General features: G+C 67.8%; 20 protein-coding genes and 2 pseudogenes. 13 read left to right on the top strand and 9 right to left on the bottom strand.

Features of this window, described 5'->3' with window-relative positions; genetic code table 11:
- Window positions 1–425: 425 nt before the first annotated feature.
- Together GA0070603_RS32620 and GA0070603_RS31760 are read left to right on the top strand one after the other, a co-directional pair.
- Window positions 426–611, top strand: a pseudogene (locus GA0070603_RS32620) (hypothetical protein); the annotation flags it as partial.
- Window positions 612–651: 40 nt separating this feature from the next.
- Window positions 652–978 (top strand): type I restriction-modification enzyme R subunit C-terminal domain-containing protein, encoded by a 327-nt coding sequence (locus GA0070603_RS31760; RefSeq protein WP_208862864.1) that lies wholly within the window; start codon window positions 652–654, stop codon window positions 976–978.
- A gap of 219 nt (window positions 979–1,197) precedes the next feature.
- Here the strand turns inward: GA0070603_RS31760 and GA0070603_RS11055 are convergent, their stop codons facing one another.
- From GA0070603_RS11055 to GA0070603_RS11045, 3 genes are all read right to left on the bottom strand, one after another.
- Window positions 1,198–3,216 carry an ATP-binding protein gene (locus GA0070603_RS11055; protein ID WP_167544536.1) on the bottom strand — a complete coding sequence of 673 codons (2,019 nt, stop codon included), beginning with the start codon at window positions 3,214–3,216 and terminating at the stop codon, window positions 1,198–1,200.
- A 568-nt stretch (window positions 3,217–3,784) separates the two neighbouring features.
- The gene (locus GA0070603_RS11050) at window positions 3,785–3,979 is read right to left on the bottom strand and encodes a DUF397 domain-containing protein (protein WP_091311256.1); all 195 of its coding nucleotides are present in this window, start codon (window positions 3,977–3,979) and stop codon (window positions 3,785–3,787) included.
- Between the two features lie 13 nt (window positions 3,980–3,992).
- Window positions 3,993–4,868, bottom strand: a complete 876-nt coding sequence (locus tag GA0070603_RS11045) for a helix-turn-helix domain-containing protein (RefSeq protein WP_244282698.1) — start codon at window positions 4,866–4,868, stop codon at window positions 3,993–3,995.
- A 572-nt stretch (window positions 4,869–5,440) separates the two neighbouring features.
- Between GA0070603_RS11045 and GA0070603_RS11030 the strand changes: the two genes are divergently transcribed.
- Window positions 5,441–5,686: a hypothetical protein gene (locus GA0070603_RS11030; protein WP_091321816.1), complete on the top strand. Its 246-nt coding sequence runs from the start codon at window positions 5,441–5,443 to the stop codon at window positions 5,684–5,686.
- 67 nt (window positions 5,687–5,753) lie between these two features.
- Here GA0070603_RS11030 and GA0070603_RS11025 read toward each other — a convergent pair whose 3' ends face one another.
- Together GA0070603_RS11025 and GA0070603_RS11020 are read right to left on the bottom strand one after the other, a co-directional pair.
- Window positions 5,754–6,029 carry a hypothetical protein gene (locus tag GA0070603_RS11025; RefSeq protein WP_091321814.1) on the bottom strand — a complete coding sequence of 92 codons (276 nt, stop codon included), beginning with the start codon at window positions 6,027–6,029 and terminating at the stop codon, window positions 5,754–5,756.
- Window positions 6,030–6,104: 75 nt separating this feature from the next.
- Window positions 6,105–6,302 carry a hypothetical protein gene (locus GA0070603_RS11020; RefSeq protein ID WP_091311251.1) on the bottom strand — a complete coding sequence of 66 codons (198 nt, stop codon included), beginning with the start codon at window positions 6,300–6,302 and terminating at the stop codon, window positions 6,105–6,107.
- Between the two features lie 1,070 nt (window positions 6,303–7,372).
- On the opposite strand from GA0070603_RS11020, the gene GA0070603_RS31755 reads away from it, so the two are divergent.
- The 4 genes from GA0070603_RS31755 (at window position 7,373) to GA0070603_RS10995 (ending at window position 9,843) form a co-directional block, all read left to right on the top strand.
- Window positions 7,373–7,780 carry a TIGR02391 family protein gene (locus GA0070603_RS31755; RefSeq protein WP_208862863.1) on the top strand — a complete coding sequence of 136 codons (408 nt, stop codon included), beginning with the start codon at window positions 7,373–7,375 and terminating at the stop codon, window positions 7,778–7,780.
- Window positions 7,781–7,833: 53 nt separating this feature from the next.
- Window positions 7,834–8,562, top strand: coding sequence for a hypothetical protein (locus GA0070603_RS11005; RefSeq protein ID WP_091311249.1), 729 nt, complete (start codon window positions 7,834–7,836; stop codon window positions 8,560–8,562).
- Between the two features lie 132 nt (window positions 8,563–8,694).
- Window positions 8,695–9,144 carry a hypothetical protein gene (locus GA0070603_RS11000; RefSeq protein WP_139131862.1) on the top strand — a complete coding sequence of 150 codons (450 nt, stop codon included), beginning with the start codon at window positions 8,695–8,697 and terminating at the stop codon, window positions 9,142–9,144.
- A gap of 6 nt (window positions 9,145–9,150) precedes the next feature.
- Window positions 9,151–9,843 carry a hypothetical protein gene (locus tag GA0070603_RS10995; protein ID WP_139131861.1) on the top strand — a complete coding sequence of 231 codons (693 nt, stop codon included), beginning with the start codon at window positions 9,151–9,153 and terminating at the stop codon, window positions 9,841–9,843.
- A 451-nt stretch (window positions 9,844–10,294) separates the two neighbouring features.
- Here the strand turns inward: GA0070603_RS10995 and GA0070603_RS10990 are convergent, their stop codons facing one another.
- Both GA0070603_RS10990 and GA0070603_RS10985 read right to left on the bottom strand, forming a co-directional pair.
- A complete protein-coding gene (locus GA0070603_RS10990; RefSeq protein WP_091311240.1) occupies window positions 10,295–10,573 on the bottom strand; it encodes a hypothetical protein in 279 nt (92 codons plus the stop codon).
- A 60-nt stretch (window positions 10,574–10,633) separates the two neighbouring features.
- Window positions 10,634–10,867, bottom strand: coding sequence for a hypothetical protein (locus GA0070603_RS10985; RefSeq protein WP_091311236.1), 234 nt, complete (start codon window positions 10,865–10,867; stop codon window positions 10,634–10,636).
- A gap of 431 nt (window positions 10,868–11,298) precedes the next feature.
- Here GA0070603_RS10985 and GA0070603_RS10980 point away from each other — a divergent pair, with 431 nt between their 5' ends.
- The 6 genes from GA0070603_RS10980 (at window position 11,299) to GA0070603_RS10955 (ending at window position 21,269) form a co-directional block, all read left to right on the top strand.
- Window positions 11,299–11,577 carry a PGPGW domain-containing protein gene (locus tag GA0070603_RS10980; RefSeq protein ID WP_167544535.1) on the top strand — a complete coding sequence of 93 codons (279 nt, stop codon included), beginning with the start codon at window positions 11,299–11,301 and terminating at the stop codon, window positions 11,575–11,577.
- A 260-nt stretch (window positions 11,578–11,837) separates the two neighbouring features.
- Entirely contained in the window at window positions 11,838–12,665 is an 828-nt protein-coding gene (locus GA0070603_RS10975) for a hypothetical protein (protein ID WP_091311229.1), read from the top strand.
- A gap of 401 nt (window positions 12,666–13,066) precedes the next feature.
- Window positions 13,067–14,905: an Hsp70 family protein gene (locus GA0070603_RS10970; RefSeq protein WP_091311225.1), complete on the top strand. Its 1,839-nt coding sequence runs from the start codon at window positions 13,067–13,069 to the stop codon at window positions 14,903–14,905.
- Between the two features lie 64 nt (window positions 14,906–14,969).
- Window positions 14,970–17,072 carry an AfsR/SARP family transcriptional regulator gene (locus GA0070603_RS10965; protein ID WP_139131860.1) on the top strand — a complete coding sequence of 701 codons (2,103 nt, stop codon included), beginning with the start codon at window positions 14,970–14,972 and terminating at the stop codon, window positions 17,070–17,072.
- 271 nt (window positions 17,073–17,343) lie between these two features.
- Entirely contained in the window at window positions 17,344–20,313 is a 2,970-nt protein-coding gene (locus tag GA0070603_RS32370; protein ID WP_279627488.1) for a BTAD domain-containing putative transcriptional regulator, read from the top strand.
- Window positions 20,310–21,269, top strand: a complete 960-nt coding sequence (locus GA0070603_RS10955; RefSeq protein ID WP_425270430.1) for a DUF2637 domain-containing protein — start codon at window positions 20,310–20,312, stop codon at window positions 21,267–21,269. The genes GA0070603_RS32370 and GA0070603_RS10955 overlap by 4 nt, the downstream gene beginning before the upstream one ends.
- An 84-nt stretch (window positions 21,270–21,353) precedes the next feature.
- Here GA0070603_RS10955 and GA0070603_RS31205 read toward each other — a convergent pair.
- Both GA0070603_RS31205 and GA0070603_RS10950 read right to left on the bottom strand, forming a co-directional pair.
- Window positions 21,354–21,464, bottom strand: a pseudogene (locus tag GA0070603_RS31205) (IS5/IS1182 family transposase); the annotation flags it as partial.
- A gap of 125 nt (window positions 21,465–21,589) precedes the next feature.
- Window positions 21,590–22,276: a hypothetical protein gene (locus GA0070603_RS10950; RefSeq protein WP_139131859.1), complete on the bottom strand. Its 687-nt coding sequence runs from the start codon at window positions 22,274–22,276 to the stop codon at window positions 21,590–21,592.
- Between the last annotated feature and the right edge of the window lie 296 nt (window positions 22,277–22,572).

Here is a 22,572-nt window from a genome sequence, read left to right as displayed (position 1 = left end):
CGCCAAGCGATGCACACCGACGTGGACCTAAACAGACCGATACTGCAAAGGGGGCGCCAGCTCAGGCCGTATCAGCGACAGGAGGGGCGCACGGTGTGTGGGCGGCTGCGGCTGGACGTCCAATTCGGCCGGGCGGGTCCGAGTTAGCCGACCAAGCGTGGGGCCGCGGTGGTGACCGGTGCGGTGACCTGCGCTTGGCCACGGGCGAGCAGGGTGAGCCGAGTCGCGGCCCGACAGGCCAGCGCTGCCTGTCCTCGCGGGCAGGGGTACGCCTCGCGGGTGCACGGCAAGTTGACGCAGGGGCGGCTGGGCGGGCCGGCGTCGGGAGGTGGGCGGCGGTGCAATCGGGGCTCGGGTGGCCACCGTGACGAGCGATGACGGACTTTGCGGATAGATCAAGTCGTCGCGCCCTCTGACCTCCTCTGGTGCTGGCGATATCCGCACAGGGAGAGATCTCCGTCGTCACGCTGAACGACATCAAGATCGGCACGGACTTCGAACGGTTCCGCCCTAAGGCCCGGGTGTACCTGCGCGCCCACGAGGACCACCTGGCGCTGCAGAAGCTGCGCCGCAACACGCAGCTCTCCCCAACCGACCTCGATGAGCTGGAACGGATGCTGGCGGCCAGCGGCGGCGGTACCGAGGACATCGATGAGGCCCGCCGCTCGGCGCACGGGCTCGGGCTGGCTGTTCATCCGCTCGCTGGTCGGTCTGGACCGGGAGGCCGCAACGGAGGCGTTCGGCGAGTTCCTGGCCGGACGCACCCTGACCGCCAACCAGATCAACTTCGTCAACCTGATCATCACCCACGTGACCCAGAACGGCGTCATGGAGCCCGCAGGGCTCTACGAATCCCCGTTCAGCGACATCGCCCCGCACGGGCCGGACTCGATCTTCCCGTCCGCCGACGTCGACCGCCTGATCACGATCCTCAACTCCGTCCGAGACGCCGCCGCTTCCGGGGCCGAGGTGGCTTAGCCAGTCGAAGGGATGGCGCCGCCCTTGGGCCTAGGGAGCTCTCGGCAGATCAACGTGGCCCGGCGGTCCAGGTCATCGGCCGTCTTCGGCCCGGTCCAGCCAACCATCGACATCGGGTGCGCATCGAGTAGCCGCAGCTCTACGGCGTACCTGAGCGCGCCTGAGAAGACGGCCCGCTTCTGTGCGATCGTGCTGGACGACGCGGGAGCGCCGTGCGGCTCAGTCGATCGCCGTGTCGACCCTGCGAGCCTGACCTGGCACAACTCCATTCGTGTTTCCGCTAGCCGCCTGTCGACTCCGCGTCCGTGTGAGGCCAATGCCGTATTCCTCTGTCAGCTTGGCTAGACTGCCGTGGGCACGTTCTTCTGTCGCTTCATAGTTAAGGCGCCTCTGGAAGAAGCGCAGCTTCCGTTCGGCATCATCGAAGATTTGCCCCCAAGTGAGAACCCACAGGTCATAATCCCGCTGCTTGTCCGCGTGTCCAGGCTCTCGATCTTCCTGTTTAATATCGTATTCGATCTCCGGGGCGATGTCGTATGTGACGAGGATAAACTTCCACTTGCCCGCGCCGTGCTTATACTGGGGGTCTCGCACAATTGCCCGAGCATAGGATTTGACCTGTTCGAGTTCTTCGGATCCCACCCGCAAACTTGGTCGCTTCAGTTCGATCACTAGACGCTGCGTATGGTGCTCGTCTCCGATACCTCGGAACATGACAATGTCAACTCGCCCGCTGCGACCGTCATCGCGCTTCACGCTCTGAAGACGGTTCTCAAGCGTCACCTCCTGGCCTAGCCGCGAGAGATGTTGCGCCAAAACCGACGTCAGACCCTGTTCGGTCTGGGAGAAGTTCCACTCCTCCCCGAATAGCCACAGATTGCTAGCGATCATTGGATGCAGCTGATCAATTTCTCTCAGCGCGTTACGCTTGTCGGTGTCTGCAAAAACGTTACGCAAGGCGGATATAAAGTTGAGTCGATCAACCACCGTCTTGGCCGAGGAAATGACGTGGGCTAGATGTGTGTCTTTAATAAGTTGCGTAAGGTCGGCCCGCTCTTCATCAGAGAGTGCGAGTACGTTGTCAAGAATCTCGTGAAGGTCCGAGGGGTCGTTTTCGAGCGCGGCCCGAAGTAGCTCAACTTGGAACTTTCGCGGAACAAGCTTATTTGCCAGCGCGGATCTCGCGACCGTCACCACAAGATCGAATGTCTGCCGCTCGGCTTCCTCTGTCTCGCTGAGGTCCTTGCCGTCGTACGGATAGATTCCTTCGTCTTGCAGTTGGCTAACCACGTTGCTTGATATCTCTCGCTGCCGCTGGGTGACGTGACGCCGCACTGCAAGAATGGCCGAATGAAGCAACGAAGCATCGACCATCGGGATCATATGAACTTCCCTCTGACTGAGATCGTTGAATCGCTCAGCAATAAGGTATGGCGTAAACGAGAGGATTGAGTACGAATAGGGAGAGCCGTAGTCGAGAAGGCCCTCGCCTCGACCGTTGCAAATCAGCAGCTTTTGGTCAGCAACTCTCTCTTTCCACTCTACGAATCTGACCTTTGGGGGGTTCGGATCGTTAGTGTATTCTGGCGGCAATTCGAGGGCTAGATCAACCTCTTGTTCTATCACATCACGCGGATCCAACGTAAACCCATCGTAAGTGATGGTCACTTCTGGATACGCTAGAAGATAGAAGCTAAGCCTTGCGGTGAGGCGAGGAACCGCCGACTCGGGCTCAAGGCTGCGCAGACGCCGCTCATCAGGTATGCGTACTCGGAATTGAGTGCCGGGGCTGCCACCCGCTGGGTCCATGAGATCAATGTTCCATACAAGCGGCCGAAGGCTATTGCCCCGAACTCGCGTCCTGACTCGACCGTCGCCAGCGGCAGCGACCGACTCCCATGTCGGATCGGGTCCGAGCGACAGCGCGAAGAGCCTCCCCTCCCCATTCCGGCCATGCAAGATCCTATTTCGCGTCCTTGAGGCCCGAATCTTTTTCTTCCACGTGTCGCCGTATTCAGGGAAGTACTCGTTAGCCTCGTCGAAGGAGAAACCATGCCCGTCATCGGTAATCACAATCCCAGCGAGTGCGCCGGCCGGATTGCGCTCAAGTTCAATATTTATCGTCCGCGCGTCTGCGTCTAAGCCGTTCCAGATTAATTCTTCGATCGTCTCCAGAGGCTTCTTGTTGAGAAATTGTTTGATCTTGGATTCTCCGACGGTAAGGTGAACCTCAGGCAATGTAGTCACCTCTCGTGTCGACGCAGATACGAAGAGTCGCATAGGTTACCTTAGTCTTGTCCTTTATGGAACAGGTCTGGCGGCGTCCTGACAGTGTGGAAGCCGCATGTGACAGCGCCGACCAAGGCGGAGCGCTGACCATCGACCGGCACTGCTTTCGGGACGGGACTGGTCAGCCACAGCCATGGATCTCTCCTCACCTGACCGTCGTAGGGACAGCAACCTAGCGAGCGGTGTGTGGGTTCTCAGTCGTGGCGGCACTCCAACTGACCCCTTCGCTTGGCCACTGCGTCGTATTTGTGTCGCCGAACCCCTGTCGATCAGCATTTGTGCTGCTCAAAGGCTTGACCGTGGCGTTCTGTAAAGCCGTCGCGGAAGCTGCAGAGGTTTCGAATCCTCTACCCGCCACCAGGGAACAGCAAGGCCCCTGACCTGCGGAAACGCGAGTCAGGGGCCTTCGTCGTCTCCTGTTGCCGCTGACCCTCGTTACCCCTCGCTGTCCGAACGATCGGGCACGTAACGGGGCACGAGGACGCTGCTGTCTTGCGCAACTTGGACGGGATCGCTCCTACGCTTGGAAGCTGCCGACCTTGATGCGCTGGATGAAGGCGACCCAATCGCCGTGGGAGAAGCAGAGCAGGGGTCCGTGCGGCTGCTTGCTGTCGCGGACCATGACGACCTGGGGTGGCGTGGCCACTTCGACGCAGTTGCCGCTTGAACCGGACCTGGTGCTCTTGCGCCAGACAGCGCGAGACAGGTCCATGGCTCCTGGCCTCCTATGTGATCAGCTCGGCGGCAATCGCACGCGGCGTATCTCGCGTGGGATTGGGTGCCAGTGCCTGGGCTTGGAGTTGCTCATGCGCTGCGGCGTATGCGGCGATTTCCGACGGTCGGTCCAGGTACAGCGCGCCGGTCAGCGTGTCGACGTAGACCATCCGCTCCTCGGCCGCGTCGGGGTAGGGCTCGGGAATCGGCGGGAAGTCGAGGATCACGAAGCTCCCGTCGAAGCCGACGCCGGCGGAGTACGGAAGGAGTTGGATCTGGACGTTGCTCTTGGTCGAGTCCTCGATCAAGCGGTTGAGTTGTCTGTGCAGCACTTCGGGTCCGCCGACCATCCGCCGAGCGGCTCCCTCATCGATGACCACGCGCAGGAGCGGCGGATCGTCACCTGACAGGATGGCCTGCCTCTCCATCCGCAGCGCGACTTGACGCTCTACCTCGTCGTCGCGCATCGGGACCGGCGCACCTTCGAACGCGGCCCGCGCGTACTCCTCGGTCTGCAGCAGGCCAGGCACCATCTGACATTCGTAGGTGCGGATGACCGACGCCTCGGATTCCATCCCGACGTACGCGGCGAACCAGTCCGGCAAGACGTCGCTATACCGCTGCCACCAACCGCGCTGCTTCGCCTGCCGTGCTACCGCGATAACGGCTTCCGCTTGGTCACCTTCCACTCCGTACAGCGCCAGTAGCGCCCGCACGTCGTTGGGATGGGGTCGTACCTCTGCCGTCTCGATACGACTCAGCCAGCTCGCATCGTGGTCCACCCGCCTGGCTGCTTCGGCCGAGGTGATGCCAGCCCTGTCACGGAGCTGCCGCAGGGTCAGCGCCAGTCGTCGGCGCCTGACGGTAGGGCTTTGGCGTTGAGGCACGTGGTCATCTTGCCATGCGGGACACCTGACTTCCGTTCGCAGACACGCGGAACGCAGAACGGCAATCCGCATATTGCGGATCGCTGTCATGCGTGGCAACGTGTTTGCCGGGCGTGGTGGTCGGATGACCCAGCGTGGCCCGGCTGCCATGCCCTCATATACGAGAGGGGTCACGGTGGGCAGGCAGGTCTCCTACGACCAGTACGTGATCGCAGTCGCCCTGACCTTGGCGCGTCGACATCGGCCGGTGTGGTCGTGGAGGAGAGCCCGGAGGATTTGTCGCTGCGGGGGCGAGCTGCCGTGTCGATCGAGACACCGCATCCCCATCAGCCGCCGGCATTGGCCAGGGGAGGCGGGATGACATCTCACGCGCCTGTTCTACCTATTTGGAGTTGCGGCGGGTGCGGTGCCCCTTGGCCGTGCCGCACTCGGAGGCAGGAGCTGCAGGCCGAGTACGAAGAAGCGCCCATATCCCTAGCTCTATACATGGGGTCGTGCCTGGTGGCCGCGAGCCAGGACATGGGTTGGGCTCCTGCCGGGCTTCTCCATCGCCGGTTCCTCGGGTGGGTGCGGTGACCGCACCCCGTGCCGGTGACCTTCTCTACGTGACCCGATCGGCCAGCGTGCAGTTCATCAACCCAATCTTCTTCCGGGTGATCCGGGTGCTCGGCTGGCGGACATACGACGGGTGGCTCTGGCTCGAGGGCTACCAACTCAACATCAAGGGCGATGCTGTCGCTCGACGGGCAATATTCGTGCAGCGGGCCGGGCTGCGATCCGGTGAGATAACGGGGCTGCCGGCCAAGCCCATCAGGTAGGGCAGAGGGCGACAGCGGGGTGAGGGCGACCAGGGGCTGGGATTCGAACGGAACACAATAATTGTCACTATGTGATCCGCCGCGCCTCGCCAGCGCCAGTACCCGGCGGGGGAGTGCCGCGGTCCTGCTCTCGCCAACGGCCGGCGGTGTCGGCGCGCAGGAGGCGATCAACCATCTCCAGCGCCGGTGGCTCCGAGTCGAACTCCCAGCGCAGCACCTTTCCTGACTCCGTGTCCCCGGCCCGGGCCATCACCGTCCAGCGCGTCTCGCGGACCAGCCACACGTCCCGCCGGGTCAGGCGCCCCCAGACGCCGTTCCACCACCGCCGTACCACTTCCTGCACACCGCGATCGTACATACGTTCGATCGGGTGGGCGGCTCGGATGGCGAGCGTGTCTCGCGCTCCCGTAGCGATTGGTTACTCGCAGCGGTCCTCCGCGCCCCGGCCGTAGGGCTCGCAGCAGTCCGGGCGGTGCCGATACACCCGAAGATCACGCCCGCTGCGGCGGGCGAGCTCCGGCGTAATCTCGTACAAGCAGGCCTGCCACACGACGGTCTCCCCGCCGCCGGACATCACCTGGCCGTCACCCGGCCCGCCGCGCAGCAGCACCTCCACCTCTCCGACGGTAGGTGATCGGCGAGCGGCGGGCCCGAACTCGACCGATCACCCCGCCGCCTTTGGTGGACCGAGAAACGGAGGGTACCCGCAGCGTGAGCTCCACGCTGCGGGGCCCGGATGTCGGTGGCCTGCTGCCGGGGCTGCTCCACCTGCACGTTGCCGTGGCCAGCAGCCTCAGGGGTGACCTCGCCGACCTGTTGAGGTTCGCCGGCGCCGCCACAGTTCGCCAGCGGACGGCTTCACGTTGTGGAGGACTTCGGCGCCTGTGGAAAACGCCCTGATCATGGCCGGATGTGCTAGTACTCCAGCCGCACTTGCCTGAGTCGTTGTCTTCGCTGGTAGTGGCTTGTTTTGGCTCGGAACTGGCGGCGGCGCCGCCACCATGACCATCGATTGATCTCGTCGCGGGTTCGCCTGCGGGTGATCAGGTATGCCAGGAGACGTCGAGTCTCGGCGAGCCTGAGGGGCACGAGGCCGGCCCGGTCGGTGGTGCCCCTTTTTGCGCCCCGGTGGCGGTGATGGCGAGGAAGGCGGTGGGCGCACATAGCGAGGGTTACGGCGCACTCTTGGCGGTCGCACCAATGAGGATGCGCAGGTACGTTGTTCATGGGCCGGGGCTCCTTCCCGGCCAAGGCCCCGTCCGTTGTGGCTGCACTGTGTACGGGGCCGACCACTTTAGGTGACCGCGCGGTAGTCGCGCCTGCCGATAGCGAGCAAGGAAAGCGAGCCTGTCGCCGGTGGCCCGTAGACTCGCGTCCATGCGCCCCGCTGTTGCGATCGCCGAGCTGAACAGGCTGAAAGAGGATGCCTCTCAGGCGGCCTTCTTCGCCCGCCCTGCGGGCTTCGAAACCTGGAAGGCCCAAGTTCGAGCTATCTTCGTTCGCTCGCTTGGAGCCGACAACGATCTGGTACAGCGTTTCGACAAAATCAGATATCGACTTGGTCTCGTCACTGCAAGTACGCCTGCCTCCGCTTCCAATCAAGCCCGCCAAGCAGGCGTCGGCAAGGCGTGTGAGCTCGTCGACGCGGCCCTGTGGGAGCTCGGTCTCTTGGGCGGGGACGAGCCGATGGATGAACACGCGTACGACCCCGAGCTGTGGGCACACGTGAAGACCGAGGTGGAGGACGGGGAGTGGGGCAAGGTCGCCAGCCAGACCGCGATCTTCGTCGAGAACCACGTCCGGACGTGGGCGGGGAACCCGCAGGACCGGAACGGCAACAACCTGGTCGGGAAGAACCTCTACCTAGAGGTGTTCGGGGAGACCAGCGACTACCGACTTGGCCGGCAGGCGAGCGAGCGGGAGGGCTGGCGATACCTCGGGATGGGCTTCGCCCAGGCGCTCAGCAACGTTGACCGGCACCGGATCCAGACACGGGACGACGCCAAGCGGTACGCCCTCGGCGTGCTCGGCCTGGGGAGCCTGCTGTTGACGCAGCTCCGATACGAGCACGGGGACATCCTGAAGGCGGAGTAGGCGGCCTGCCAGCCATAGACTCCGCTGGGCGAGATTGAACGAGAGGTGCGGGCGTGGGGACGGACAACTCCGCGAGCAGGCTGGCGGCGATGCTGGAGCAGGCGCGGCAACAGCCCGGCAGGGCGGCCATCGAAGTCTGGATGCAGATCTTCGAGGTGTCTGACCGCCTTGGTGTACTCCAGAAGGCAGCCGACCTCGCGAGGCTGGTCGATCAGGTGGAGGCCGAAGTGCGTGCCCTGCCGGAAGACGAGGACCCGGACCACCTTCTGACTTTCTTGCCCCAGATCCGCAACGTTGTTGACGCACTCCTCTATGTCGGCAACGTCCAGATGAGTCACTTCGTGGACCAAGTGACGGGAGAAATGGTCTACAGCGTTGCGAGCTGCGCGCGGGCACTGCGGCGCAACGGCCGCGTCCAGCCCCTGATCTCGGATGACTCCTCCAAGCAACTCGTGGAGGACGTCAGGGCGATCATCGATGACGTGGTCGCCAGTGACCTTCCGGATGACCTGAAGGAGCTTCTGGTTGACCGGCTGAGGGGCGTGGAGGCAGCGTTGCTCAGCGTCCGCATCGGCGGGTATGCCAACGTTGAAAAGGCCATGGACGCACTGACGTTCGCGGCGGTGCGGGCCACCAAGCCAGGTAGCGAGGAGCGCGCCAAGGCTGGCTCATGGCTCGGCCGGCTCTGGGGCAAGTTGAGCGAGCACGCCCAGGGCGCGGAAGCTATTGCCTCGACCGCCGCAAGCACGGCAGAAGTGGTCAAGGCGATCACCGGGGCCTGACCCGCCCACCACCCACGGTGCCGCGCCGCCCACCGGAAGGCAGACGGCCCCGATACCTGGGGTTCGCATGCGCAGAGCCTGCCCGTGAGTGGGCACCTGCCGCTGTCGTACCCCTGGGTTACAGTCCGGGCCATGACGAATGACACGTGGGAGAGCCGAGACCTCCCGGTCCTGCGTGCGATCGTGGAGATCTCTGACGAAGGCGCAAGGGACATGGACGCGCGAGATGTTGCAAAGCGCGTGGGCATGGACCTGGAAACCGCTTTGGTCGCCTTGTTCGCTCTCGCTGGCGAACACCCGCCGCTCTTCAAGTATGAAGACGCGAGCGACTTCGACGGACGAGACATGTGCCTGATCCGCGACCCCAGTGGGCATGCCCGCCGGATAGTTGGCACCTGGCCTACCTCCGAGACTCTGGCGGACCGACTGGTGCAAGCGATGGAGCAGGCGGCCGATCAGGAGTCAGACCCGGAGAAGCGTGGATGGCTGCGTAAGACCGCAGACTGGCTGGGGTCGGCCGGGCGCGACATCGCGGTGGATGTAGCGGGCACGGCTCTGGCCAAGAGCGTTGGAGCGAGCTAGGCAAGGATGAAGCGAAGCGAGCACTACAGGCGGATGGCGCAAGACATCGCCAGCTTCCGCGACGCGTACCAGTCCGTTTTGACTCACATGGAGCCTGTCCGGGAGTACATGACGGGCTCACTGATGGCGTTTCGGCCGAAGGAGACAGAGAAGGCAGAGGCCGCAACCGCGTCTCAGAAGACGTCGCAACTGGCTGGCAGAGCCAAGCGCGCACAGATACAGTCCGGCATTTCGCGAACCTTCGTGGTGCCGAACGTCGGGATGCCGATCGACCCCATAACATCCTGGGACCATTCACTCCGTGATGTAGAGGCCATGCCTCCCCAGCAGGTGGTCAACACGTGCGACCTGATAATCGGCGCGCTTCAGGAGAAGGCCGAGAGGGCAGAGGCCACTGACCCGACCTTCGTGGGCAGGCTGGCCGCCATGGCGGCGCTTCCAGCCCGCGTGCGATCGATCGTGGCTGAGGATCATCCGGGCCTCAGCAAGATCGGATTCGCAACAGGTGTCTTCGCTCAGATCGTGGTGACAGTCGTGGGCGGCCTCATCCTCGCCGGCGCGACGGCTGGTGTGGCCGCGCTATGGAAGGGCGTTGTGCACAACGCCCCAGCGCCAGCCCCATCGCCAACCGTCGCGCCAGCCACCTACACGCCTACCGTCCCGACAGCCACCACGGTCCCTGTCCCTACATCGAAGTGACGAGCCGACAGGCTTACCAACTCCCGCTAACCCGTAAACCGGCGGCGGCACTGGCTGCGCGACCGGCAGGGCGACCTCCACGAGCTACCCCAGACAAGCGGCTGACCACAAGCCAACGGCCCCGCGCCCACGGGGTTTACCGAGTAGCCCAGGGAGGGCACGCAGTGAAGACACCCACTGGAAACCGGCTCGCCGTCCTGGCCATAGCTGGCCTGCTCGTAGCCGGCGGCGCCACGCTCGCGGCCGTCGACGGGCCTGAAGTGGCGGCGGCGAAGCCGCGGGACGCGGGCGCGGCGGCCACCGCCTACACCCGAGTCGAGACGGTCAACTTCCCGGGCAGCTCCGGGCTGCGTGACGTCACCGTGGCCTGCCCGGCGGGCCTGGTGGCCCTGTCCGGGGGCTGGCGGATGTCGGCCGGGCAGCCTGCGGGCAATCCTGCGCCTTGGCAGTCCTACCCGCTGGCGTCGGAGGGCGGGATCCCCACCGCTTGGGCGTTCCAGGTGGCGGACCCCGCCATGGAGCCGACCTCGATGGAGTTGTCGGTCGCTTGCGCCGGCCCGGCCGCCGCCGCGCCGAGCCCGGCTCCGACCAGTGCCACGCCGAGCACGGCCCCGTCGCCGACGCCGGCGCCGACGCGGACCCCGTCGCCGGTCCCCTCGCCGTCGGCCCCGCCGTCGACGACCTCGGCCCCCGAGCCGCAGCCGACGGTCACGGCGACCGTTGCGCCCACGGGTATCGGCTGACAGGTCGCGAACGCCCCCGCGCTATTGGCGGGGGCGTTCGTCTGCCGTCAGACAGCGGGGGTCGCGTCGCCGCCCTTCCCCTTGGCCCAGGCCTGCAACGTCTTCTCCCGCTGCACGGCGTTCTGTAGCTGCCGGATCAGCGCCTCCGCCCGGCTGGCCTGAATCACCAGGGTCTGCGGCCGGTCGGGGTCTTCGTCGACCTTCAGCGGAATGAGGATGCGCCCCTTGCCGGTCGGCTCCGCTTGGCCATTGATTCGCGCAGTCCAAGGAACCTTCGCCATGTTCCCTCATCCTCGCCTGGTGCATACCGCAGTGACATCCTTCGCTGTGAAGTGTGTACCTAGTGCACTGGAACGACCAGCGCCTCCACCATGCAGGGCGGAGGCGCTGGTCGTTGCGGATGGGGCTAGACGCCCAGCTGGTGGGCGAGGGCGTCGGCTGCCGGCCATGGCCGGATCACGGCCGCCGGCTCGATTCGGTCTTCGGCGCGGCGGCCAGCGGGGCGCACCTGCTGGAAGAACGCGTTCACCGACGGCACCGCGAGGACGCGGGTGATGCCGCCAGCGACGGCGAGGATCGCGGCGACCCACGCCCACCGCTCGACGCCGGCCCAGCGCGCCGACCATCGGCTTCCCCCGGATAGCTGCTCGCCACAGCTGGCGCGGGCCGCCCCACCCGACGCTGGAGGCGGCCGCGCCGTAGCGTGCTCGCTGTGCGAGCCATTCTGACCATCGGTGGCGGATTCGTCCTACTCGTCACCGGAGCACTGCTGCTCATCCCACTGCCAGAAGCCGGCCTGCCCGCCCTGCTCATCGGACTACGCCTCCTGGGCCGTCACTACGCATGGGCCCGGACCGCCAATGACAAGCTGGACCAAGCCGTCCGGACAGCACGCCGACACTGGAACCGCCTGCCGCGGGCGCTTCGATTTGCGATCTTCGCCCTGCTCCTCATCGGCACAGCACTGATCATCTACATTCTGGTCAGGTGAGCGTCCGGCTTTTCGCTCACCCCGCTGGGCGGTTTCCCGCCCACGCCTTTGGTTTACCCCTCGATGATCAGCCCCGACACGCCCGTGGGGCATTGAGGCCGACGGTGACAAGGTGACGCACGACGATCACGGTGGTCGCACCCAGCAGGTGCTCTCAGTCGGGTGAGGCCGCCGGCCACGCTGACGGACACCACAAGTCCTCGGGACGCAGGTATGAGCCCAAAGTCGGTAGCCATCAGCAAGACCGCATCATGAACGCCATGGCCAGCATTCTCGACCTCGTAACCAACTTCGACGACTTCGCCGGCCAGGGGCGCGGGGGCGACCTCGCCGACCGATGGTGGCGCGAGTTCGTTAAGCCTCACGCGGAGATCTTCACGGCCGTCGAATCTTGGGTCGACCCCAAAGTGGCCCCGGACCGTCTACCCGGCCTGGTCGCCCGGCGAACCGAGCTGCGCGCCGCCGCCGAGCGGGCGAGGTTCGCCATCCAGGAGGCGGAGAGACTGCTCACCGAACAGCTCGGCCTCGATCACCCGATCCACGCCGTAGTGATGGTGGGATTGGGCCAAGCGAACGGCTGGGTCTCGTCGGTACAGGGCGAACCCACCCTGTTCATCGGGGTGGAACAGATGCCCAAGCCGCCCTTCGATATCGTGCTCGCCCTCCACGAGCTGGTCCACCTGGTGCACATGCTCCGCTCAACGCATGACTGGCCGGCCGACCGCGTCGACGCCGACCTGTTCCGCGAAGGACTCGCGGTGCACGCCACAGCCCGGCTGTTGCCCGAGGTTTCACCCAGCGGGCACCTCTGGTTCAGCACCGACGCCCAAGCCTGGATCGACCGCTGCAAGGGAATGGCGGCCAGGCTGCGGAGCAGGGCGCTGCAGGAGTTGGACCGTACCGACGTGTCTGGGCAATGGTTCAGCGGTGCGATCGACCGTCCCGGCGAGTTGCCCGGACGGTGCGGGTACTGGCTCGGCTGGCAACTCCTCGACCAGATTCTCGGGCCGGAACCGATCGAGACGGCGCTCGGCTGGTCTCTGCCCGAGGCCGCAGCCCGCCTCCGCACCGCGCTCAGCCAGGGTTAGAGCTGCCTCCGGCGGGGGCAGACGACTCCAGGATGGGTGCCGAACCGTTGCGGTAGGTGGGTGGTTGGGAGCTGCCTTCCCGCCCGCCCCAGTCGTACAGGCGTGCCTATGGCGTTCATCAGCGGCAGGGATGTCCGGTGGTAGCCAGCGGACAGGCGCGACGAGCCAGCCCCGCCGATGCCCGGCCAGGACTTCTTCGGCTCAGTGAAGCCCTCTGGATCCGGCCAAGTCCGGGTGCCCAATCACACGCCATAGCCGATACTGTCAGCCCTTGCCTTGCCCGACGCGAGTCACTCAGCGGTCGTCCGTCCCGTCACCCTGCTCATCAGGCTGCAAGGTGTCCGTGTCTGTGAGTAATTCGTGGGTGACGTGAATGTGATCGTCATGTTTGACTGAGGTCTATGCGAGCGGGGGAGGCGCGGCTGGCGATCGACTGCGGTATCGCCAGCACAGCCGCGGTGCTGGCGTGGCCGGACGGCGCCTGGCTGCCGCTGATGTTTGACGGTGAACCAGCCCTGCCGAGTGCGGTGCTGGTCGGCGGGGACGGGGACGTGCTGACCGGCCACCAGGCATGGCAGGCCGCCGCTGCGGATCCGCAGCGGTTCGTCCCGGCCCCACGGCGGTCGCCCGAGCAGCGGCTCGCCGTTGCCGGCGCGGATGTCGACACCTTGGATCTGGTTGCCGCGACGCTACGTCGGGTCGCCGCCGAGGCGCAGCGGGCCGTCGGGTCGGTGGTGGAGGACGTGCGGCTGGTGGTGCCGGCCGGGTGGGGGCCGCGGCGGCGGACGTGGATGCGCCACGCCGCGCACCGGGCGGGCCTGCCCCAACCCCGCCTGATCGAAGCCCCCGTGGCCGTTGCCGGACACTTGCTGGCGACCGGGGTCCAGCTGCCGGTGGGGTCGTACATCGTGGTGTGCGACGTCGGTGCCGGCGCCGAGGTCAGCGTCCTGCGGCGCGGGCCGGCCGGGTTCGAGGTCCTTGCTACCCTCGCCGACGCCGGCGCGGGTGGGACAGCGATCGACGAAGCCCTCACCGCCATGTTCGCCGACACCAGCCCGGCAGGTGGCGACGGGCAGCGGTGGGCCCTGCTGGCCAGCGTCGGCGCCGCGAAGCACGCGCTGGCCGACCGTGTCGCGGTGACGGTGCCGCTGCCCCAGGGCGAGGCCGCGGTGCTCAACACCGACCTCCTCGAGCAAGCCGCTCATCCTGTCCTGCAGCGCGTCGCTCAGCTGGCGATCGAGGCGATCGCCGCCGCCGAGATCGCGGTCAACGACCTTGCCGGTGTCTACTGCGTCGGCGGTGTCGCCCGGATGCACCTGCTGGAGAAGGTCCTCACCGAGACCGTCGGTGTCACCCCGACCGTGGTGGCGGACCCGGCAACGGCAGCGGTCCGGGGAGCCGCCGACGCAGGCGCCGCTGACGCCACAGCGGCCGCAGGGCTACCGGCGGAGGAGCCGGTGCCGCCCCTGCGACGGGCCGCCGCGATCGCGGTACCCGGCTTCATGTCGCTCGGCCTGCTCTCCCAGTTCCTGCTGACTCCCGAATGGAACGGGAGCTACCTCTACAAGTGGGCGCTGCTGAACTGGGGTGAACTGGCCGTGGCCGCCGTGTTCGCGGTGATCGCCAGCCTCAGCGCCGGTACCGTCCTCGCCTCCACGATCGCCGCCCGCACCAACCCAGCGGTGAGCCCTGGCTCCCAGACCGGCACGGGCATCCTGGCATCGGCGTCCCTCGGCGTCGCGGTCAGCGGCATGTACGCCGTCGTCGGCAGCCTCTACATCGGCGACCCCGCCGGCGGATTCCTGCGCTGGGCGCTGCTGCCGATCGCCCCGATCGTCGCCGCGGCCGCGGTGATGGCCCTCGTCGCCGCCCGACAGTGGCGCATCCCCCAAGGCGGCTGGTCGCAGCTACTCGCGTTCCCGACCGGCTCCGTGGTCACCGCCGGGCTGGGGATGATGCTCATCCAGTACTCCCTGACCGCGGACCGCTGGCCCCACATGGTCCTGTGGATCGACCTCGCCAGCCGCCTCGGCGGCCTGCTCCTCGGTGTCGGAACCGTCATGGCCGTCGTCTCCCAGCCCATCCTGCGGCTGATCCTCGGCGCACCCCTCGCCGTCATCACCGCCGCGCTGGTCGGCTGGCCCGCCTCCGGAATCCTCGGGGCGATCTACGCGATCGCCGTGGCCGCATGGTGGCTGCGCCAGCTGTGGACCCGCCTCCTTCGCCCCGCAGCTCGATGAGCGGCGGGCCGAGGCGGGGACAACCGCGCCCAGCAGAGGTCAGCTCCTGCAGGAGGTGGGTGAGGTGAGGTGGCCGCGGAGGGTCACATCCCTCGCTTTCGCTCTGCTTCTTCTGGGTATGCCGCCGTGGCTGCTGGCGAGGTTCGTCGGCCCGCCGCTGCACAGCTGGCCAACCCTGCAGCAGCTCCGCCTCTGGGTCGCGCAACCCCTCACCACCCAGACGCTGACCGCCGGGCTGACGGTCTTCGCGTGGCTGCTCTGGCTGCTCGTTGCATACGCGGTCATCGTCACCGCCGCACGGCGTCTGCGTGCCGGCGCTCGCTGGCTGCGGCGCCTGCCGCTGCCGACACCCCTGCAAGCCACCGCCACCGGCATGGCTGGCGCCGCCGCCCTGACCGCCGCGGCCAACACCACCGCGACAGCCCCGCCCCTCCAGCCGATCGCTGTCTCCGCCGGCACACTCCACCACGACGCCGTCGACGCGCACCCGGCACCCGGCGTCCACGCGGGGGAGGGCGTCACCATCCCGGGCGGCTGGCTGCCTCAGGGAACGGCCGACCAGGTGGCCGCCGCGGCCACACTTGTGTGGCTGAGGCGCCGACGCAGCTACCAGCCCGGCCTGCGGGAGTCTCCGGACCACGACGACCTGGACTTGGCGCCGCTGCCGGCGGCCGTCACCGCCGTCCAGGCAGCCGTCGGCGTCCCCGACCAGGAGTCCAGCGAACGGTCGCCCGACGAGCAAACCCGGGCTACCGCGCCGCCGTCAATCGCCGCGTTACCTCCGACGGGCGTCGCCTTCACCGGCGGCGGCGCGGCCGACGCCGCCAGGGGAGTGCTGGTCACCGCGCTGCTTGCGGCGTTGCGCGATCCGCCCGACTCCATCCGCGTGGTCATCACCCGGTCCGCCCTGACCACGCTGCTTCCGCCGGCCGCCACCGCAGTCTGCGACAGCATCCCCGCCCTCCGGGTCACCGAGACCGCGGCCCACGCCGTTGAGCTGATCGACTCCCTCGCGTCGCCCACACCTGACACGGCTGGCCCGCCGCCGCCGAGACACGAGGAGGCTTCGCGGCTGGTGCTGATCACCGAGCCGCCGCCGGGGCCTGCCGCAGACCGGTTGGCAGCCCTGCTCGGCGCCGGCCGAGCAACCGCGGTCGTCCTCGGCGCATGGCCGCTCGGCGCCACGTGGAGCGTCGACCAGCACGGCCGGACCGTGAATGCGCGGCTGCCGGGTCAGGCAGGGCCCCGGCTGTGCGTCCTGGACCGGGTCGCCGCGATGGACCTGCTCACCGTCATCGCCCCGCCCACACCAAGCCACACACCGCACGCAGGCACCGCCCCCCGCACAGCCTTCCCCGAACAGCGACGGCAGCCGCCCGAGGTCCGGATGCCCCGCCAAGCCGGCGAGGACCGCACGCCCCAGCCCACCCCGCCCGTTGCCGCGCAGCCGCCGGTCGAGCTGCGGGTCCTCGGCCAGCCCACGCTGCTCATCGACGGCCGGGCCGTGACCATCCGCCGCAGCGCCGCCGTGCAGATCCTGACCTTCCTCGCCGTCCACCGCCACGGCGCCACCACCGCACAACTCGCGCAGGCAATCTGGCCCGGCCTGGCCGCCCACACCGTCACCAACCGCCTCTACACCACCCTCAGCGTGCTACGCGCCGCCATCCGCGCCGCCTCGGATCTCTCGATCATCGACCACACCGACGACCGCTATCGCCTGCGCAGCGAGCACCTTGAGGTCGACCTGTGGCGGCTGCACACCGCCGCCCACCACGCCGCCACCACCCTCACCGACCCCGCCCGCGCGTGGCAGGCCGTGATCGACGCCTACACCGGCGACCTCGCCGCCGGCCACACCTGGCCGTGGATCGACCCGCCCCGGGAAGGCGCCCGCCGGCTCGTCCTCGACGCCTACGCCGCCGCCGCGTCGACCCAACACGATCCCCGCCGCGCCGTGGAACTCCTGCAGGCCGGGATTCGCGTCGACCCCTACAACGAGAACCTCCACCAGCGGGCCATCGACATCCTCACCACGCTGGGAGACTACGCCGCCGCAGAACGGCTGCGCGACGCTCACCGTCACCGGCTCAGCATCGCCGGGCTGCACCCCAGCGACACCCTCGGCCAGCCCCGCGAACACAGCAACGCCTCCGCCGGCGACTAGCCAACCCCGCCGAACGTCGAAGCGCGGCAGCGCGAACCGGCCGTTGCGGAAGCGACCGATTGCAGGGGCCGTGACTCGTTGACCTGCGGTTGTAAGGGCGCGTGAGGTTTTGTAAGGCGCTGTAAGCCGTCGCCCGGGTGCACCGCCAATGCCACGGCCATAGCGTCAGATCATTCCCAGCCCACCGCCATCCGCAGCCCTCGTTCGCGGCGCGCTCGCCGCTGCATCCGGCCTAGCGGCGGCGTGGCAGCCAGCGACGCGAGGAGGTCAGGTGAGGTCCAGAGCAGCGAACGCCGCGGCCGCCGCCACGTCCATCATGTCCACCCTTGTCGTTGCCGCGATCCTCGTCGCAAGCGGGGTGTGGCATCCTCGGCTACCGTCGCCGGCGGCGCTCCGGCAGTGGATTCACCAACCGTTGACGACCGACTTCGTCATCCTCCTGGCCGAAGCAGGCGCCGTGATGCTGTGGCTGCTCCTGGCAACCACCGTCCTGACCCGCGCCTACACGACGCTGGCTCGCCGCCTGCGCTGGCTGCCCGCACTACACCTACCCCGCCCCGTCCAAGGCCTCACCGCCGCACTGCTCGGCGCCACCGCCGTCACCACCGCCACCGCCGGCACCCCCACCCACCCCGCCCCCGCCACCGGAACCACGCACGACAGCGACGCCCAGACTCCGCAAGCTTCGACCACCGCCCCAGAAACCCGCCAGGTGAGCAGCAGTCAACAGCTGATTCTGATGGCGGCCGACCCTACCTCCGCCCACACCGTCAGGCGAGGGGACACCCTCTCCAAGATCGCCGCTGAGCGGCTCGGCGACCCCGACCGCTGGCCCGAAATCTTCGCCCTCAACCGCGGCACCCACTTCACCCACACCGGCGGCACCCTGCGCAACCCGAACGTCATCTACCCCGGCTGGACCCTCACCCTGCCCGACGACGCCACCCCACCGACCAAACACCGACCCCGCCCCGAATCGCCACCGTCGACCCCAGATGAGCCGGACCTCGCCACCCCGGCCCCCGCACCGACAACCGCCCGGCCGCCCTCGACACCGCGCCCGGCCCCACCCACGGCAACCATTCCCACAATCGAGCCGAGCCACGCGCCGACACCCACCACCGCCGGCACCTGCGCCAGCGCAGACAACACCACGAGCACGCCCACCTCCGGACCGACCGCGGACCGTGGACCCCGCCCCAGCAGCCCCGACCGGGGCGTGGTGCTGCCCAGCGGCAGCTGGCTAAGCCTGGGCCTCGCCCTGGCCATCACCACCGCCGCCGCCCTCGTCTGGGCGCACCGGCAGCGCCGCTACACCGCGGGCAACCCCTCCACCACGCCGCGCTGGGAAACGCAAACTCTCGCCCCCTTGCCCCGGCTGATTGGGCAGATCCGCCGCGCGCTGCGCCATCCCGCCGCCATCGCGGGCGAAACGGGCCAACACAACGAGCCGGCGGACACTGCAGTCGGCGATCCCGACGGCGCCAGCACCCTGCGCAAGACCAACTCGAGCAGTCGACAAGCGACGTCACACGATCCTTCGGCCACCGCCTCACCCGACACCACCACGCTGACCAGCAGCAGCCACGGCCTCGACCCGGTCATGCCGGCGCCTGCGCCGCCGACGATATGGCCGCCCGCCGGACTGGGCCTGATCGGACCCGGCGCAGACGCCGCCGCCCGAGGCTTCCTCACCGCCGCCCTCGCCACCGACACCGACGAACATCCCCACGCGCGCACCCACGTCGTGATACCGGCAGCGACTGCGGCGACCCTGCTCGCCGCCACCACAGACACCGTGCCCCGCACACCCCGGCTGAGAATCACCCCCACCCTCGACGACGCGCTGAACCTCCTCGAAGCCCTGGCGCTGCACCGCACCCGACTGCTCGACCAACACGAGACCAACACCGTCGCCGACCTACGCGCGGACCCCTACGAAGAGCCCCTCCCACCGGTCATGCTCCTCACCCACCCCCCAGACCGGAGCGAGCGCCCCCGCGTCGCCGCCCTGCTCACCCAAGGGCAACGCCTGGACATCCACGGCGTGCTCCTCGGCCCCTGGCCCGACGGCACCACCGTCACCGTCAGCGAAGACGGCACCACCACACCCGCCGACACCGACCACGCCTCCCACCGCGCCGACATCGGCCGGCTCACCGTCCTCGAACCCACCGAGACCCTCGATCTGCTCGCCGTGCTGGCCGAGGCCCACACCGGCGAGGCCCCCTCCCCAGCCCCCACCGAGCCCACGCCCACCGCACATCGCACAGGCGCACAGCCCGACCCGCGAACACCGCTGGCCCACGAACATCAGCTAGCAACGATGCCGGCCGACACACCCCAACAGAGGGCTTACCACGAGATCCAGGCGCTCGACACGGGCCACGGCGACGCCCTCGACCAAGCCCCCGCCACCAGCACGCCGGCGACCAACTCCACCCCACCAGCCCCCGAAACCGGCACCGTCACCACGGTCGCGGTCACCGTGCTCGGTGCTCCCGCCCTCGCCCACGCGGACCCGCAGCGCAGCCTGCGCGCCAAATCCCTCGAACTGCTCGTATACCTGGCCGCACGCGACGGCACCGCCACCACCGAGGCCATCCTCGACGACCTGCTGCCCGACGCCCCCGCAAGCAAAGCCACCCACCGGCTCCACACCTACGTCTCCGACCTGCGCAGCGTCCTGCGCCACCACGGCGGACCCGGCACCTACCTCACCCACCCCCGCCACCGCTACGAGCTCAACCCCGACCGCCTCGACGTGGACCTGTGGCGGATGCGCGCCGCCCTCCGCGCCGCCAACACCGCCACCAACAAAGCCGAACGGGTCGCGGCCCTGCGCCGCGCCGTCGACACCTACCGCGCACCACTCGCCGACGGCTGCCACTACGAGTGGATCGAGCCCCACCGGGAAGCCGTGCGGCAACAAGCCCTCGACGCGGCCGTCGCCCTCACCGAGGAACTCGACGGCCAACCAGCCGAGCAGCTAGCCGTCGTCGACGCCGCCATCGGCCAGCACCCCTACGCCGAGCAGCTGTATCAGGTGGCCATGCGCGCCCGCGCGCACCTCGGCGACATCGACGGCGTGCGGGCCCTACGCCGAACCGTGACACGGCAGCTCGCCGAAATCGATGCCGAGCCCAGCGACGACACGCTCACACTGGCCGACCAGCTCATCACCAATCTGCGCTCCGCCAGCCGAGAAGGTCGGGCCGCAGCACAGGGAGCACGATCGTGAGCCCGCTGACCAGCCCCACCACCCGTACCGCGGACAACTCGACAAGCGAGGCCGCCACTGATGTGGCTGTCGTGCACCTGAAGCGGCTGCGATGGGCAGTACGGGCAACCCTCACCCTCGGGGTCGCCGCATCGGTCGCCGCGAACGTGCTGCACGCCCGACCGAACCCGATCAGCCAGATCATCGCCGCGTGGCCGCCGCTGGCGCTGCTGCTCACCGTCGAGCTGATCTCCCGCGTCCCGCACCACCGCCGCTCCCTCGGCATCATCCGCATGGCCGCCACCAGCGTTATCGCCGCCATCGCCACCTGGGTGTCGTACTGGCACCTCGTCGGGGTCGCCGCCCGCTACGGCGAGATCGGCGCAGGGGCCGCCTACCTGCTGCCCATCTCCGTTGACGGCCTGGTCATCGTCGCCAGCGTCAGCCTCGTCGAGCTCACCGCCCGGATCCGCGCGGGACAACCCGAACAGCACCCCGAGCCTCCTGTGGCCGCCACACCCAGCCCTGCGCCCACCACACGCATGCCGCACGCCCCATCAGCGGGCCGCCCAGACGAGGGCACTGCAGACCCGTCATCCGGCGCGAGCGCATCAGCCGATCCGGTCCGGTGCCCTGACCCGCCGCAGCGTCGCCCACAACATGACGCCGGCGACGGTGAGCGCCGGCCGAGGCGCCACCTGGTCGACGTGGCCAACGCGCGGGCGCAGCAGCCGCCCGCCGCCAGCACCACGAACGGCGAGCCGGCGGTGAACGGCGACGAGCTGGTGCCGTCGGACACGGCTGCCGCGGTTGCCTACTGGCACCGGCGGGAGCCCGACCTGCATCCGGCCGAGATCGCGGCCCGTATCGGACGCTCGGAACGCACTGTGCGCCGGTACTGGCCGCCACGTCCGCAGACACCACCGGCAGCCACCGACAACCACGCCGCTGATCTCACCGAACGTGCACGCACCTAGTAACCGCGACCGCTTCTACGACCCACCGAGCCTAAGGGACGTCTCGCAACTCGGTTGAGGCGTTGCCCGTGACCGCGTTGGTGATCAGCCCGGGGCGATGTTGTGGAGGTGCGCGATGCCGGAAGCGGCGTCGGTCGATGTGCGGGCGGCGCGGCGGTAGTCGCGCAGGATCTTGAAGCACTTGAGCCTGGCCAAACGCCGGCTGGGCAGGAGCGGGCTCGGCGGCAACCCATTCACAGGCTTCGAGCGCTAGCTCGCGTCGCCATGCGGACGCATGTCGCCGACAGAGCCCATCGAGGGCAGGATCTCACACCACGCCATCAGCAGTCGGGTACGGCAGGGTTAAACGCGGTCGTACCACCCTCTGGCGGGTCACCGTTGCGGAAGGTATCCGAAGGCGAGTACAGGTTGGTCCACGGGGCGGTGCCGATCTTGTACAGGTAGGTGACGCTCACCATTCCAGTAAGGTCTTCGGCCTTGCAGATCACCGTGACCCGGGTTCCGGCTGGGATCCTCGGAACACCCGCTGGAGCCGCACGCCCCGTATTGTCGCCGAATACGGGGGACCCAAGTCGGTTGCCGGCGATTTCCACTACCCCGTCGCCGCCTTCGGAGGGCTTGGGGGCCGGGGTCTGCCCGGCCGAAGAGCGGGGCTTTTCTCCGTAAGGATATGCAGCGATCAAGTAGCCAGCGCCTACACCGATACCGAGGGCGACTGCGGCAGTGGTTGTGACCAAGACGGCCCGTCGGGCAAATACGCGCTGGAGGCGCTGCCGCATCCAGAGCTCGTCGATGCCGACAGCAACGCCGACCAGGATCAGGGTGATAGCAGCGGACCAGATAATCAGCATCCTGCCGGCGATGAACCCGCCAACCAGTTGCGCGATCCCGGATACCGCACCTACGGCGGCGAGCAGAAACGCGATCGACGTGCGCTGCAGAAAAGAACGCTTGTTGCTGGACACCACCGGCAGCCCTTCACGCTCACCAAGATCGTCGACGGACACATTCTCTTTATATCAAGCCGGAGCATTAATTGCTTGTCTTATTAACCGGGATACAGCCCAAGCCGGCAACACAGGGAACGGGTCTGGACACCCCCCGGCGACCTCCATCATCGAAAGGAATAAGATCAGCAACCGCGCCGCGCCGGCACGCGTAAGGAACTCCGTTCGCGACCCAAGGTTGACTCCGGAGGCAGTGTGCCATAGACCGGCAAGTCCGTTCGAACGAAAATTTGATTCATGTATCGCGCCCGGCAAGTTGCTGACGTATCGCCCGAAACGGTCGTATCCATTTTCAA

The organism is Micromonospora chersina (genome assembly GCF_900091475.1).
Taxonomy (GTDB): domain Bacteria; phylum Actinomycetota; class Actinomycetes; order Mycobacteriales; family Micromonosporaceae; genus Micromonospora; species Micromonospora chersina.
This window is presented reverse-complemented; position numbering and strand designations above follow the sequence as displayed.